The 14,235-nt window shown below is 71.8% G+C and carries 10 protein-coding genes and 1 tRNA gene; 3 read left to right on the forward strand and 8 right to left on the reverse strand.

Going from position 1 to position 14,235, the window contains the following annotated elements:
- Window positions 1-30 precede the first annotated feature (30 nt).
- The gene (locus tag AB0Q99_RS24600) at window positions 31-843 is read left to right on the forward strand and encodes a class E sortase (protein ID WP_363575206.1); all 813 of its coding nucleotides are present in this window, start codon (window positions 31-33) and stop codon (window positions 841-843) included.
- A gap of 148 nt (window positions 844-991) precedes the next feature.
- Here AB0Q99_RS24600 and pknB read toward each other — a convergent pair whose 3' ends face one another.
- The 6 genes from pknB to AB0Q99_RS24630 all read right to left on the reverse strand — a co-directional run bounded on the left by pknB (window position 992) and on the right by AB0Q99_RS24630 (window position 9,504).
- The gene (gene pknB, locus AB0Q99_RS24605) at window positions 992-3,100 is read right to left on the reverse strand and encodes a Stk1 family PASTA domain-containing Ser/Thr kinase (RefSeq protein ID WP_363575208.1); all 2,109 of its coding nucleotides are present in this window, start codon (window positions 3,098-3,100) and stop codon (window positions 992-994) included.
- A 260-nt stretch (window positions 3,101-3,360) separates the two neighbouring features.
- A complete protein-coding gene (locus tag AB0Q99_RS24610; protein ID WP_363575210.1) occupies window positions 3,361-4,818 on the reverse strand; it encodes a penicillin-binding protein 2 in 1,458 nt (485 codons plus the stop codon).
- Window positions 4,815-6,191, reverse strand: a complete 1,377-nt coding sequence (locus AB0Q99_RS24615) for an FtsW/RodA/SpoVE family cell cycle protein (RefSeq protein WP_363575280.1) — start codon at window positions 6,189-6,191, stop codon at window positions 4,815-4,817. Before AB0Q99_RS24615 ends, AB0Q99_RS24610 begins: the two co-directional genes overlap by 4 nt.
- Window positions 6,192-6,351: 160 nt before the next feature.
- Window positions 6,352-7,992, reverse strand: a complete 1,641-nt coding sequence (locus AB0Q99_RS24620) for a protein phosphatase 2C domain-containing protein (RefSeq protein ID WP_363575212.1) — start codon at window positions 7,990-7,992, stop codon at window positions 6,352-6,354.
- A gap of 53 nt (window positions 7,993-8,045) precedes the next feature.
- Window positions 8,046-8,591: an FHA domain-containing protein gene (locus AB0Q99_RS24625; RefSeq protein ID WP_363575214.1), complete on the reverse strand. Its 546-nt coding sequence runs from the start codon at window positions 8,589-8,591 to the stop codon at window positions 8,046-8,048.
- Between the two features lie 46 nt (window positions 8,592-8,637).
- Window positions 8,638-9,504, reverse strand: coding sequence for a DUF3662 and FHA domain-containing protein (locus AB0Q99_RS24630; RefSeq protein WP_363575216.1), 867 nt, complete (start codon window positions 9,502-9,504; stop codon window positions 8,638-8,640).
- A 419-nt stretch (window positions 9,505-9,923) separates the two neighbouring features.
- On the opposite strand from AB0Q99_RS24630, the gene AB0Q99_RS24635 reads away from it, so the two are divergent.
- A tRNA-Leu gene (locus AB0Q99_RS24635) sits at window positions 9,924-10,007 on the forward strand.
- A 110-nt stretch (window positions 10,008-10,117) separates the two neighbouring features.
- Here the strand turns inward: AB0Q99_RS24635 and AB0Q99_RS24640 are convergent.
- Window positions 10,118-11,263: a histidine kinase gene (locus AB0Q99_RS24640; RefSeq protein ID WP_363575218.1), complete on the reverse strand. Its 1,146-nt coding sequence runs from the start codon at window positions 11,261-11,263 to the stop codon at window positions 10,118-10,120.
- Window positions 11,260-11,910 (reverse strand): response regulator transcription factor, encoded by a 651-nt coding sequence (locus tag AB0Q99_RS24645; protein WP_363575282.1) that lies wholly within the window; start codon window positions 11,908-11,910, stop codon window positions 11,260-11,262. Before AB0Q99_RS24645 ends, AB0Q99_RS24640 begins: the two co-directional genes overlap by 4 nt.
- A gap of 402 nt (window positions 11,911-12,312) precedes the next feature.
- On the opposite strand from AB0Q99_RS24645, the gene AB0Q99_RS24650 reads away from it, so the two are divergent.
- On the forward strand, window positions 12,313-14,082 hold the full coding sequence (locus tag AB0Q99_RS24650) for a phosphatidylglycerol lysyltransferase domain-containing protein (RefSeq protein WP_363575284.1): 1,770 nt from the start codon (window positions 12,313-12,315) through the stop codon (window positions 14,080-14,082).
- The last annotated feature ends 153 nt before the right edge of the window (window positions 14,083-14,235 follow it).

The following is a 14,235-nucleotide window of genomic DNA, read 5'->3' on the forward strand; positions in this document are numbered from 1 at the left end:
GACGCCCGGCCCTGAGGGGGAGCACCACAGATGCAGGACGACGGGGCCGCGCAGTCGGCCGAACCGGGGCAGGACGCCTTTCCCCCGCCCGGGCGACCGCCCGGGCGCGGGCGGAGCCGGGCGCTGGCCGCGCTCGGGGTCTTCGGCGAGCTGCTGATCACCCTGGGCCTGGTGCTCGCCCTGTTCGTGGCCTACTCGCTGTGGTGGACCAACGTGCAGGCCGACCGCTCCGCCTCGGCGGCCGCCGACCGGCTGCGCGGCGCCTGGGCGGCCGGCCCGACCGCCGCCCCCTCGGGCACGCCCGGCGGCACCTCCGCCCCCGGCGCCCCGCCGGCGCCGAAGCAGTTCGCGGCCGGGGACGACGTCGGCTTCCTGCACGTCCCGGCGATGGGCAGGGACTTCCAGGTGCTGATCCGGATGGGCACCTCCACCGAGGTCCTGGACGAGGGCGTGGCGGGCGTCTACGAGCAGCCGTACAAGGCCGCGATGCCCTGGGACCAGGCGGGCAACTTCGCGCTGGCCGCCCACCGCGACGGCCACGGCGCCAAGTTCCACGACCTGGACGCCGTCCACAAGGGCGACGCGGTTGTCGTCGAGACCAAGGACAAGTGGTACGTCTACCAGGTCGACAGCACCCTGCCGGAGACCTCCAAGTTCGACACCGGCATCGTGGCCCCGGTACCGGCCCGCTCCGGGTACGCCGCCCCCGGCCGCTACATCACCCTGACCACCTGCACCCCGGTGTACACCTCGCGGTACCGGATGGCGGTCTGGGGGAGCCTGGTGCGGGTGGACGACATGGACGCCAAGCGCACCCCGCCCCCGGAGCTGCGCCGCTCCTGAGCCCCGCGCGCGGCCTCCTGAGGGGCCGGGCGGAGGAGAGAACGCCCGAGGGCCCGCCGCATCCGCTGCGGCGGGCCCTCGGGCGTGCTGACCGGTGTCACCGGGCTCCGGGCCCCGGGTTCAGCCGAACCAGGGGAAGATCGGAGGCTTAGTTGTTCCCTTTGGGGGGTGTGGTGGTGGGGTCGCCTCCTTTGGGCGGATCGGCCGGCTTCGTGAAGAGCTGGACCTGGGTGTTCGGGTCCAGCGTGGTGCCGGCCGGCGGGTTGGTCATCTGGACGATCGCGTTCGGGTCCTGCGGGCCCGACACGGTGTAGCCGAGGCCCGCCTTGGTCAGCTGGGCGATGGCGTCCGACAGCTTCTGGTTCTGCAGCGGCGGGACGGTGGCCTTGTCCGGCGCCTTGTAGATCGTCAGCGCGATCTTGGTGTTGGCCGCGACCTTGGTGTTGGGCTGGACCGACTGGATGGCGACGGTGTTGACCTTGGTCGGGTCGTTGGTCTGCGTGGTCTTCGAGGCGTCGACCTGGAAACCGGCGGTCTGCAGCTGGTTCGTCGCGTCGTCCTTCTGGAGGCCGACCACGTTCGGGACGTTGATCTTGGTCTTGCCCTGGGAGACCGTCAGCTTGATCGGCGCGGTCGGGTCCGCCGTCTGATTGGCCGCCGGGTCCTGGGCGGTGACGGTGTCCTGCGGCGCGGTGTCGTCGTCCTTGTACTCGGGGGCGCCGACGTTGGTGAAGCCGGCCGCGGCCAGCGCCTGCAGCGCCTGGTCCTTGGTCTTGCCGACCACCGGCGGCACGGTCGCCTTCGCCGGGCCGGAGGAGATCTGCACCGTGATGGTCGCGGTCTCGGCGACCTGGTTGCCGGCCGTCGGGGTCTGGGTGCAGACCTGGTCCTTCTTGACGTTCGCGTCCGGGCAGGCGATCTTCTCGCCCTCGGCCACCACGAGCTTGGCGCCGGCCGTCGCGGCGGCGGTCTTGGCGTCGGCCAGGCTCTTGCCGACCAGGTTCGGCGCGGTGACCTTCGCGGCCTCCTTCTGGCCCTTGTTGTCGAACATCGCCTGGGCCACGAAGAAGGTGCCGACCAGGACCAGGACGGCGGCCACCGCCAGCACGATCCAGGAGGTGTTGCTCTTCTTCGGCTGGTTCTCCCCGCGCCGGCCGGCGCGGCCCTGGCCGTCGTCGTAGCCGTCGTTGCCGCCGCCCGCGGCCTGGCCGTAGCCGTCGTTCCCGTAGCCGCCCTGCTGGCCGTACCCGGGCTGCCCGGAGGCCTGCGGCAGGAGGGTGGTCGGGCCGCCGCCGGGCTGCTGCGGCAGCACGTTGGTCTGGCCGTACGGGTCGTGCTGCTGCGGGTAGCCGTTCTGGTCGTAGCCGTAGCCGGCCGCGCCCATGCCGTAGGCGGCCTGCTGGGCGGCGGCCACCGGCAGGCCGTCGAGGAAGCGCTCGATGTCGTCGCGCATCTCGTCGGCGCTCTGGTAGCGGTAGTCGCGCTCCTTGGCGAGGGCCTTGAGCACGATCGCGTCGATCTCGGGGCGCACCTCGGGGTCGAAGACCGACGGCGGCTGCGGCTCCTCCCGGACGTGCTGGTAGGCCACCGCGACCGGCGAGTCGCCGACGAACGGCGGGCGGACGGTCAGCAGCTCGTAGAGCAGGCAGCCGGTGGAGTAGAGGTCGGAGCGGGCGTCGACCTGCTCGCCCTTGGCCTGCTCGGGGGAGAGGTACTGGGCGGTGCCGATGACGGCCGAGGTCTGCGTCATGGTCATCCCGGCGTCACCCATCGCACGGGCGATGCCGAAGTCCATCACCTTGACGTTGCCCTGCCGGGTCAGCATCACGTTGGCGGGCTTGATGTCGCGGTGCACGATGCCGGCCCGGTGCGAGTACTCCAGGGCCTGGAGGATGCCGATGGTCATCTCCAGCGCGCGCTCGGGCAGCAGCCGGCGGCCGGAGTGCAGCAGCTCGCGCAGGGTGGACCCCTCGACGTACTCCATCACGATGTACGGGATGGAGATGCCGTCGATGTAGTCCTCGCCCGTGTCGTACACGGCGACGATCGCGGGGTGGTTCAGGGACGCCGCCGACTGTGCCTCACGGCGGAAGCGGGCCTGGAACGACGGATCCCTGGCCATGTCGGCCCGGAGCGTCTTCACGGCGACGGAACGGCCGAGCCGGGTGTCATGGCCGAGGTAGACCTCGGCCATGCCGCCGCGTCCGAGGACGCCGCCGAGCTCGTACCTGCCGCCTAGGCGACGAGGCTCTTCCATAGTTCCGACCCTCTCCCTCACCCGCCGGTGAGGTTGTGACGTAGGTGTCCCCGCACGCTCTGGGTGACGCCGCGCGGTTCCCGACCGGTTCTCCGGCCGGGCCGTCGGTGCCTCGCGGGCGGCAACGGGCACACCCGCTGCTGGCGGATACGCTACCGGTCGCACCCCATCGGACCGGAGTCAGCCGTAGGCCGATATCAGACCGGTATCCGGACGGGGGTGCCGATCGTGACATTCCCCTCACCCCGAAGCCCGGCTGCCTACTTGCCGAGCGCGGCCTGCATCACCGCCTTGGCGATCGGGGCCGCGAGCCGCCCGCCGCTGATGCCGTCGCGGTTCTGCGAGCCGTCCTCGACGACCACCGCGACCGCGACCGACCGGCCGTCCGAGGCCTTGGCCCAGGAGGTGAACCAGGCGAAGGGCAGTCCGGCGTTGTCCTCGCCGTGCTGCGCGGTGCCGGTCTTGCCGCCGACCTGGAGGCCGGGGATCTTGGCGTTGGTGCCGGTGCCGTTCTCGACCACCGAGACCATCAGGTCCTGCATCTTCTGCGCGGTGGCCGGGCTCATCGGCTGGGAGAACTGCTTCTCGGTGTGCTTGGAGATGGTGGTCAGCGAGGCCGAGCGCTCCTGGTCGACCAGGTACGGCTGCATCAGGCTGCCGTTGTTGGCGATCGCGGCGGAGATCATGGCCATCTGCAGCGGGGTGGCGCGGGTGTCGTGCTGGCCGATCGAGTCCTGGGCGGTGCCGTCCAGGCTGGGGCTGTCCGGGAAGACGCTCTTCTCGGAGCGGACCGGGATGTCGACCGTGCTGTTGAAACCGAACTTCTCGGCCTGCGCCCGCATCTTCTCCTTGCCGAGGTCGGCGCCCATCTTGGCGAAGACCGTGTTGCAGGACTGGTCCATGCCGGACTTCACGGTGGCGTTCTCGCAGCGCTCGGTGGGGCTCTCGTTCTTGAGCTGCGTGGTGGTGCCGGGCAGGGTGTACGGCTCGGGGGTCGACGTGGCGTCGTCGACGTTCTGGTAGAGGCCGTTCTCGAACGCGGCGGTCGCGGTGACCAGCTTGAAGGTCGAGCCGGGCGGATAGGTCTCCTTCAGCGCCCGGTTGAGCATCGGCTTGTTCGGGTCCGCGTTGAGGTCCGTCCAGGCCTTGGAGTCGGCCGCGTCGCTGCCGGAGAAGGTGCCCGGGTCGTAGGACGGGGTGGAGACCAGGGCCAGGATCGCGCCGGTCTTCGGGTCGATCGCGACCGCCGCGCCCTTCTTGTTGCCCAGACCGTCGAAGGCGGCCTTCTGGACCTTGGCGTCGATGGTGGTGACGACGTCGCCGCCGCGCTTCTGCTCGCCGGTCAGCATGTCCAGGGTGTTGCGGAAGAACAGCCGGTCGTCGGTGCCGGAGAGGACGCCCTCCTCCAGGTTCTCCAGCTGGTTGGAGCCGAAGACCTGGGAGGAGTAGCCGGTCACCGGGGCGTACATCGGGCCGTCGACCCAGGAGCGCTTGTACTTGTAGCGCAGGCCGTTGACGAAGTCGGACTTGGTGACCGGCTGACCGCTGACGATGATGTTGCCGCGCGGATGGGCGTACCGGTCGTAGATCTGGCGCTTGTTGTTCTTGTTGCCGGCCCAGGAGTCGGCCTGGACGCCCTGCACCCAGTTGGTGCGCACCATCAGGGCCAGGATCAGCACGAGGCAGAAGATCGAGACCCGGCGGATCGGCTTGTTCATCGGGCTGGTCCTCCCTGGCCCTCGGTGACCGGGGCCGGTTCGACCCCGGGTCGGCGGGCGCTGTCGCTGATCTTCAGCAGGATCGCGACCAGCGCCCAGTTGGCGACCACCGACGAACCGCCCTGCGCGAGGAACGGCATGGTCATACCGGTGAGCGGGATCAGCCCGGTCACACCGCCGGCCACCACGAACACCTGCAGCGCCATCGCCGAGGCGAGGCCGACGGCGAACAGCTTGCCGAAGGGGTCGCGGGCGGCGATCGCGGTGCGCAGGCCGCGCTGCACCAGCAGCGCGTACAGCAGGAAGATCGCCATCATGCCGGCCAGTCCGAGCTCCTCGCCGAAGGAGCCCAGGATGAAGTCGCTCTTCGCGGCGAAGTTGATCAGCCAGGACCGGCCCTGGCCGAGGCCGGAGCCGGTGGCGCCGCCGGAGCCGAGCGCCATCAGCGACTGGCCGATCTGCTCGGTCGCGCCCGGCGGGGGCTTCGGGCCGAAGGCGGCCATCGGGTCGAGCCAGGCGTTGATGCGGACCTTCACGTGGTTGGCGGTCGAGGCGACCGCGACCGCGCCGCCGACCGACATCAGCAGGCCGAACAGGATCCAGCTGGTCCGCTCGGTGGCGACGTAGAGCATCACCACGAACAGGCCGAAGAACAGGAAGGACGTGCCGAGGTCGTTCTCGAAGATCAGGATCAGCAGGCTGAGCAGCCAGATCACCACGATCGGGCCGAGGTCGCGGCCGCGCGGCAGGTACAGGCCCATGAAGCGGCGGCTGGCCAGCGCCAGGGCGTCCCGCTTGACCATCAGGTAGCCGGCGAAGAACACCGTCAGGACGATCTTGGCGAACTCGCCGGGCTGGATGGAGAAGCTGCCCACCCGGATCCAGATCTTGGCGCCGAAGTCCTCGGCCCGGGCCGGGAAGAAGGCCGGCGCGGCGAGCAGGACCAGGGCCACCACCATCGAGATGTAGGTGTAGCGCTGGAGCACCCGGTGGTCCTTCAGGAAGACCATCACCCCGATGAAGCCCGCGATCCCGAGGGCCGACCACATCAGCTGGTTCTGGGCCGCCGGGAAGTTGCCGCTGAGCAGCTTGCCGGCCTTGTCCAGCCGCCAGATCATCACCACCCCGAGGCCGTTCAGCAGGGTGGCGATCGGCAGCATCAGCGGGTCCGCGTACGGCGCGAAGCGGCGTACCAGCAGGTGCGCGACCAGCGCCAGGGCGCCCATGCCGAGGCCGTAGCCGAGCATGCCGCTGGGCAGCTTGGAGTCCATCGCGAGGCCGACGTTGGCGTACGCGAGGACCGGCAGCAGCACCGCGAAGAGCAGCAGGGCCAGCTCGGTGTTGCGCCGGTTCGGTGCCTCCTGCAGGGAGATGGTGGTGTTGCTCCGTCGGCGGGGGACGGCGCGTTCGGCCGACGCCCGCCGCCGGCCGGCCCGGCCGGTGTCTTCGCTCAGGTGGTAGCTGCTCACGTGGTGACCGCTCCCTGACGGCCGGCAAGCCCGCGCGGGGCGGTCCTATGTCGGATCACGGACGTCACTGCTTCGGGCAGGAGTTGGCCCGGCTGAGTTCGTCTTCGGTCAACTGGGTGGTCGGGTCGCCCTGGGCGCCGGCCGCCGGAGGGGTGGCGTTCGGAGTCGGGGTGGCCGTGCCCGGGGCGGTCGGGGTCGGGGTGGCCGGGGTGGTCGAGGGCTGGGCGGTCGGTGCCGCCGCGGCCGGGCCGCGGTTCTTCTCGCCCGGGGTGGGCGTGGTGGTCAGCAGCGCGGTCCGGGTGGCCTGCGTCGCCTGGATGCCCTGAGCCGGGGCCGCCGCGGCCTTGGCGGCCTTCTGGCAGAGCTGGACCCAGCCGTCGAGCTCCTGGACGGTCGTCTGGGCGTCCTTCAGGGTGTTGACCGAGATGGTCTTGTTCACGTGCGCGCGCTGGTCCTGCGGGAGCCACTTGAGCTGGATCCCGCTGTACGAGTCGCGCACCGAGGACAGGCTCAGCCCGGCCAGGTTCTGGTTGATGCCCTGGTAGACCGCGACGTGGTCGCCGTCCTCGCCGATGTAGTACTGGTCCTGGGTCCACTGGTAGCCGAAGTAGCCGGCGCCGCCGAGCAGGCCGAGCGTGACCAGGACGGCCACCGACACGGTCAGGCCCTTGCGCTTGCGCTTGCGGGGCGGCTCCTCGTCGAACTCCTCGGTGCCGTACACCGAGGGCTCGGCGGAGCCGTAGCCGTACGCGCCCTCGTAGCCCTCGGCGGGGCCGAAGCCACCCGCCGCCGGGTCGTAGCCGGCCTCGTAGCCCTCGGCGGGGCCGAAGGCGCCCTGCGGGCCGCGGCCGAGGCCCGCCGCGCGGCCGGCCGGGGTGTCCGCGATCGAGCGGTCGGCGGCGGCCGAGGACGGCGGGGCGTCGGCGACCGCGCCGACCACCACCGGGACGTCGTTGAACTGGCCGCTCATGGTGTCCGTGGCACCGACGTCGATGACGTCCGCCACGATGCAGGTGATGTTGTCCGGACCGCCGCCGCGCAGCGCGAGCTGGATCAGCTCCTGCACGGTCTGCTCGGGCGAGTAGTAGCTGCCGAGGGTGTCCTGGAGGGTCTGGTGGCTGACCGGGCCGGAGAGGCCGTCGGAGCAGATCAGGTAGCGGTCGCCGGCCCGGACCTCGCGGATCGACAGGTCGGGTTCGACCTGGCCGCGGCCGTCCAGCGCCCGCATCAGCAGCGAGCGCTGCGGGTGGGTCTCGGCCTCCTCGGGCGTGATCCGGCCCTCGTCGACCAGGCGCTGCACCCAGGTGTGGTCCTGGGTGATCTGCACCAGCGAACCGTCGCGCAGCAGGTAGGCGCGGGAGTCGCCGACGTGCACCAGGCCCATCCGCTGGCCCGTCCACAGCATCGCGGTCAGCGTGCAGCCCATGCCCTCCAGCTGCGGGTCCTCCTCGACCATCTGCCGGAGCCGGTCGTTGGCACCCTGGACGGCGTCGCCCAGCAGGGTCAGCAGGTCGGCACCCGGCACGTCCTCGTCCAGCCGGACGATCGAGCCGAGCACCTCGGAGGAAGCGACCTCGCCGGCCGCGGCGCCGCCCATGCCGTCGGCCACGGCCAGCAGCCGCGGCCCGGCGTAGCCGGAGTCCTCGTTCCCCTCCCGGATCAGTCCCTTGTGGGAGCCGGCGGCGAAGCGCAGCACCAGGGTCATGCGACCTGTGCCCCCCTCTGGGTCATGGACGGGATGCTGTCCCTCATGCGCTACTACTTCCGCAGTTCGATGACGGTCCTGCCGATACGGATCGGCATGCCCGGCTGGAGCGGAGTGGGCGCGGTCAGGCGCTGCCGGTCCAGATAGGTGCCGTTGGTGGAGCCTAGATCCTCGACCGTCCACTGCCCAGTCTGATCCGGATAGATCCTGGCATGCCGGGAGGACGCGTAGTCGTCGTCCAGCACGATGGTGGAGTCGTGCGCGCGGCCGAGCGTGATGGTCTGGTCCTGCAGCGCCACGGTGGTGCCGGCCAGCGAGCCCTGCACCACGACGAGCTGGGTCGGGCCGCCGCGGCGGCGGCCGCCGCCGGACTGGGTCTGGGGGGCGGCCGGGGCGGCCGCCGGGGAGGGCGTGGGGCGACCCGCGGCCTGGGTGGGGGCACCGCCGCCCGCCGTGGCGGACGCGCCGCGACGGGAGGAGCGGGGGTTCACCTTGGTGCCGAAGAGGTCGCTGCGGATCACCTGGACCGCGACGATGACGAACAGCCACAGCACGGCCAGGAAGCCCAGCCGCATGACCGTGAGGGTCAGTTCTGACATGACCGTCCCGCCAGTCGGTGAGCGAGGCGCGCGAACAATTCGGACACTACCCTTCGACCTGCCGGTAGACGATGGTGGTGGAGCCCACGACGATTCGCGAGCCGTCGCGGAGCGTAGCGCGCTGGGTGTGCTGTCCGTCCACCACGATGCCGTTGGTGGACCCCAGGTCGAGCACCATCGAAGGACTGCCGGGCCGGATCTCGGCGTGCTTGCGGGAGACCCCGGGGTCGTCGACCCGGACGTCCGCCTCGGTGGAGCGGCCGAGCACGCAGGCCGAACCGGTGATCTGGTGGCGGGCGCCGTTCACCTCGATCCAGCGGCGGACCGAGGTGCCGCCGTGGCCGGCGCCGGGGAGGTTGCGGACGTTGCCGCCCGCCGGGGAGGGCGCGCCCGGGGGCATCACGGGGGGCGCGGCCGGCGGCGGGGGCGCGGGCGCGTTGTACTGGCCGGCGCCGGGCTGCTGCCACGGTGCGCCGGGGGCCGGGGCGGCCGGCGGGCGGTCGTAGCCGGGCTGCTGCGGGGCGTACTGCTGGGGCTCCTCGGCGGCGAGGGTGCGGCTGCGCACCCGGTACAGGCCGGTGTCGAGGTCGTCGGCCTTCTCCAGGTTCACCTGGAGCGGGCCCAGGAAGGTGTACCGCTGGGCCTCGGCGTACTCGCGGACCATGCCGGCGAGCTCGGTGCCGAGCTGCCCGGAGTAGGGGCTGAGGCGCTCGTGGTCGTGCGGGCTGAGCTCGACGATGAAGTCGTTCGGCACGACGGTGCGGTCGCGGTTCCAGATGCTCGCGTTGTTGTCGCACTCGCGCTGCAGCGCACCGGCGATCTCCACGGGCTGGACCTCGGACTTGAACACCTTGGCGAAGGTGCCGTTGACGAGACCCTCGAGCCGCTGCTCGAACTTCTTCAGCACTCCCATGGGGCACCCCCTTCCAGGGTTCGTTCGCCTGCCTGCCCGCCGGATCCCGCGGGGGAACCGGTCGTGCCCACTTGCGGTACTTCCGTACTGATCGTATCCACGCCGGGCCCTTCCGTACGGTTCCCGGACCGTGTGGTGGCCGGGGGTGGGCTCGGACACACAGGGTGACGCATTCCGGGTACGGCACGCCAGGTGTGCCGGTCGGAGCGGCTGCCCGTCCGTCGCGCACGCGTTCGTCGGGCATCCGTTCGGGTGCGGCCGGTTCCGCCGGAGAACCGATTCGGAGCAGCCCCTCCGGCCGTGCTAATGTTTTCCACGTCGGAAGGGCCGCCCGGAAGGGAGGCCGGTCCAAAGAAGCGCGAAGACCTCATGGTACCGAGCGGTTCGGAAGATCGGTCGGCAACGAGGACAACACCCATGCGCGGGTGGCGGAATAGGCAGACGCGCTGGATTCAGGTTCCAGTGCCCGAAAGGGCGTGGGGGTTCAACTCCCCCCTCGCGCACAGCGAAGCCCCGCAGATCTACGGATCTGCGGGGCTTTTTTGTTCACCCTCCGTCGTTCCCTTCCCGGTCGTTCCTTTTCCGGCACCGGCCCGGCCCCGGGTGCGGTGGATCAGGAGCGGGTGGCGGGCAGCTCGGCGCGGACCTCGAAGCCGCCGTCCTGGGTGGGGCCGGCGACGAGGGTGCCGCCCAGCAGCTGGGCGCGCTCGCGCAGGCCGACCAGGCCGTGGCCGCCGCCCGGGAGGGTCTCGGCCGGGTGGACCGGCGGGGCGTCGTTGCGCACCTCGACCCGCAGCCGGCGGCCCTTCGCCCGGACCCTCACGTGCACCGCCGCCTCCGGGGCGTACTTGGTGATGTTGGTGAGCGCCTCCTGCACGGTGCGGTAGGCGGCCCGCTGCACCGCCTCCGGCCACGGGCGGTCGCCGGGGTTCAGCTCCGAGTCGGCGGTCAGGCCGCTCTCCTCGATCAGCCGGGGCAGGTCGGCCAACCGGGGCTGCGGGGCGAGCGGGGCGTCCGGCAGCCCGCCGGTGCCGCGCAGCACCCCGACCATCTGGCGCAGCTCGTCCAGGGTCCGGACGGAGAGTTCGCGGATGGTGCGGGCGGCGGCCACGGCGGCCGGGTCGTCGGTGCTGACCTGGAGCGCGCCGGCCTGGATGCTGATCAGGCTGACCTGGTGCGAGACCACGTCGTGCATCTCCCGGGCGAGCCGGCCGCGCTCGGTGATCAGTACCCGCTCGGCCAGCAGCCGGCTCTCCCGCTCCTGGCCGCGGGTCAGTTCGTCCAGGCGGGCGGCCAGCTCCCGGCGGGTGCGGGCGAGCAGGCCGGTGGCGGCCGGGCCGGCGGCCAGCATCACGGCCTGGATGGCGTCGAGGGCGCTGGCCCGGCTCAGCGCGATGAGGTCCGCGGGCAGCGGCCAGTGGAAGAACTCGACCAGGGTGAAGAGGACGCCGCAGGGGACCACGATCCGGGGGCGGGGGCGTTCGGCGGCCACCGTGTAGACGGCGGTGATCGGGGCCAGCCAGATCTCGTCCACCCAGGTGCCGGGCATGGTGAGCAGCAGCACCGTGACCGGGAAGCGGCGGCGCCAGAACAGGGCGACGGCGGCCAGCGTGGAGAGCGCCATCTGCCACCAGGCGGCGTCCCTGGCCACCAGCGCGGCGTCCAGCAACGAGTACAGGACGGGCAGCAGCAGCATCAGCCAGGGGGCGGTGCACCAGGCCGGCAGCCGTCTGGACGGCAGCTGGTCGGCGGTCGTCATGCCCCGTCGCCGGGCTTGGGCCGGACCAGCCCGGCCCGGTGGGCGAGGACGGCGGCCTGCACCCGGTTGGCGGCGCCGAGCTTGCCGAGGATCGCGCTGATGTGGTCCTTGACGGTGCCGGTGCCGAGGAAGAGGCGGTCGGCGATCTCGGCGTTGGACAGGCCCTCGCCGAGCAGCGCGAGCACGTCGAGCTCCCGGCCGGTGAGGGTGCGGGCGAGCGCGGTCGCCTCGGCGTCCGGGCCGCCGCCGTCCACGTAGCCGCCGATCACGGTCCGGGTGACGGTCGGGGAGAGGATGTTGCCGCCGGCCGCGAGCACCCGGACCGCGTGCACCAGTTGTTCCGGGGCGGTGTCCTTGAGCAGGAAGCCGGCGGCGCCGGCCCGCAGCGCGGCGCCGATGTACTCGTCGGTGTCGAAGGTGGTGAGCATCGCCACGGCGGGCGGGTCGGGCAGGGCGCGCAGCCGGCGCAGCACCGAGATGCCGTCGAGGTCGGGCATCCGGATGTCGAGCAGCGCCACGTGCGGGCGCAGGCGCTGGACGTGTTCCTCGGCCTGTCCGCCGGAGCAGTCGCCGACCACTTCCAGGTCGGGGGCGGAGCCGACGATCAGGCCGAGGCCGGAGCGGACCAGGATCTCGTCGTCGACGATCAGCACGCGGGTGGTGGTGATGGTGCCTCCTCGGTTCGGGCGGCCGGGTGGGGGCGGTCCGCGTGGGTCGTTTCCGAGGGTAGGGGTAGCGGGGGCGGGTCGCCGAACGCTCGGGGGGTGGCAACCCCCGCCGTTCGGCGGGGGTGGGAATCCGCTACCCGGTTCACGTAATTCTCAGGCCCGGTGGGGAACCATGGAGTTGGCTGACCCTTTCCGGCCCGCTTCCCCACCTGGGCGGACGGCCGGTCGGGCGTCGCCGGTCAGTCCGTCGGGCCCGTGCGGGCGCCCGCCGCCGGGCCGTACGCGGATGCGCCCCACCATCTGATCGTTTGGAATTGAGCTGTGTCGTCCACTGTGAAGTCGGAGCCGTCCGCCACGACCCCCGGGCCCCGGCCCGTCGGCGTGCTCGACCGCTGGCGCCCGAGGGCCGCCGTGGCCTCCGTCTGGTACCTGCGGCTGATCGCGCTGCTGAACGTGGCGACGGTGCTGCTGGTGCCCTTCCGCAACCAGGTCAGCGAGCACAACGAGGGTGAGTACTTCACCCCGTACCTGATGACCTCGGGCCTGGCCAGCGCGGTGCTGTCGGTCTTCCTCGCCGTCGCGATGCGGCGGCGCAAGCGGGCCGCCTGGATCTTCAACGCGGCGCTCGGCGGCCTGTTCGCACTGCTCTACCTGGCGCTCATGCTGGTGCCCGGCGGGCACTTCTACCAGCACCCGCTCAACTACTTCTCCACCATCCTGACCTGCCTGTTCGTGCTGGCGCTGCTGGTCGGGCGGAAGGAGTTCACCTCCAAGGGCGACAGCTCCAACCCGAAGACCGCGGCGGCCACCTTCGTCGGCGGGCTGCTGTTCGGCGGCGCGGTCGGCGCGCTGCTGGTCTGGGCCACCAACGACCTGAGCGGCGCGGGCTTCTGGGACCTCTTCCGGTACTCGATCGGCCGGATGATCACCATCACCCCGTCCGAGCACCTGCGCTCCGTGATCGCCGCGCCGACCTGGGTGAACGCCGCGATCAACGCGATGGGCGGGGCGCTCTTCCTGCTGGTGCTGTACGTGGCCTTCCGCAGCCCGCGGGGCACCGAGCTGCTGACCCCGGAGGACGAGGCGCAGCTGCGCGGACTGCTGGACAAGCAGGGCGAGCGGGACTCGCTCGGCTACTTCGCGCTGCGCCGGGACAAGGCGGTGATCTTCTCCCCCAGCGGCAAGGCGGCGGTGACCTACCGGGTGATCGGCGGCGTCTCGCTCGCCTCGGGCGATCCGATCGGCGACCCGGAGGCCTGGCCGGGCGCGATCGACGCCTGGCTGTCCGAGGCCCGCGAGCACGCCTGGGCGCCGGCCGTGATGGGGGCCTCCGAGGAGGCCGGGGTGATCTACGCCCGGCACGGGCTGGACGCGCTGGAGCTGGGCGACGAGGCGATCGTCGAGCTGGACGAGTTCTCGCTGGACGGCCGCGCGATGCGGGTGGTCCGGCAGGCGTACAACCGGGTCAAGCGGGCCGGGTACACGGTGCGGATCCGCCGCCACGAGGACATCTCGGAGGCGGAGATGGCCGAGCTGGTGGCCAAGGCCGACGAGTGGCGCGACGGGGCGACCGAGCGCGGCTTCTCGATGGCGCTCGGCCGGCTCGGGGACCCGGGCGACGGCCGCTGCGTGATGCTGGAGTGCAGCGACGGCGAGGGCGAGCTCAAGGCGCTGCTGAGCTTCGTCCCGTGGGGCCCGGACGGGCTCTCGCTGGACCTGATGCGCCGGGCGCGGGACACCGAGAACGGCCTGATGGAGTTCATGGTGATCGAGCTGCTGCAGCGCGCCGACGAGGTGGGGCTGAAGCGGGTGTCGTTGAACTTCGCGATGTTCCGTTCCGTTTTCGAGCGCGGTTCGCGCCTGGGCGCGGGGCCGGTGCTGCGGTTGTGGCGTTCGGTCCTGGGATTCTTCTCGCGCTGGTGGCAGATCGAGTCGCTCTACCGGGCGAATGCCAAGTACCGGCCGATCTGGGAGCCGCGGTACCTGCTGTTCGAGAAGAGCAGCGAGATTCCGCGGATCGGCATCGCGAGTGCGCGCGCCGAGGGTTTCATCGTCGCGCCGAGCCTGCCCGCCCTGTTCCGACGGCGGCACGCCAGGGCGGCCGTGGTGGCGCCCCGGGTGCCGGTGGCGGCGCGGGACGGGAAGGGGTAGCCCTCCGTCGGGGGGCGGAGGGGGCCGGTCGGTCGAATGGGGGTCCGGAGGGCCGATCGACCTCCCCCCAGAGGATGACCCTTATCCCCATCCGTGCCGATGTGGCTCTGTTAAGAGGCTTCTAATGTGGGAGTAGACGAGAGTTCGGGGATT

The organism is Kitasatospora sp. NPDC086791, from assembly GCF_040685975.1.
Lineage (GTDB): Bacteria > Actinomycetota > Actinomycetes > Streptomycetales > Streptomycetaceae > Kitasatospora.

What these genes read in the sequence shown, in the direction of transcription:
- AB0Q99_RS24625 (WP_363575214.1), bottom strand. Translation starts at nt 8,591, where the DNA reads ATGTCAGAACTGACCCTCACGGTCATGCGGCTGGGCTTCCTGGCCGTG.
- AB0Q99_RS24620 (WP_363575212.1), bottom strand. Translation starts at nt 7,992, where the DNA reads ATGACCCTGGTGCTGCGCTTCGCCGCCGGCTCCCACAAGGGACTGATC.
- AB0Q99_RS24640 (WP_363575218.1), bottom strand. Translation starts at nt 11,263, where the DNA reads ATGACGACCGCCGACCAGCTGCCGTCCAGACGGCTGCCGGCCTGGTGC.
- pknB (WP_363575208.1), bottom strand. Translation starts at nt 3,100, where the DNA reads ATGGAAGAGCCTCGTCGCCTAGGCGGCAGGTACGAGCTCGGCGGCGTC.
- AB0Q99_RS24610 (WP_363575210.1), bottom strand. Translation starts at nt 4,818, where the DNA reads ATGAACAAGCCGATCCGCCGGGTCTCGATCTTCTGCCTCGTGCTGATC.
- AB0Q99_RS24600 (WP_363575206.1), top strand. Translation starts at nt 31, where the DNA reads ATGCAGGACGACGGGGCCGCGCAGTCGGCCGAACCGGGGCAGGACGCC.
- AB0Q99_RS24630 (WP_363575216.1), bottom strand. Translation starts at nt 9,504, where the DNA reads ATGGGAGTGCTGAAGAAGTTCGAGCAGCGGCTCGAGGGTCTCGTCAAC.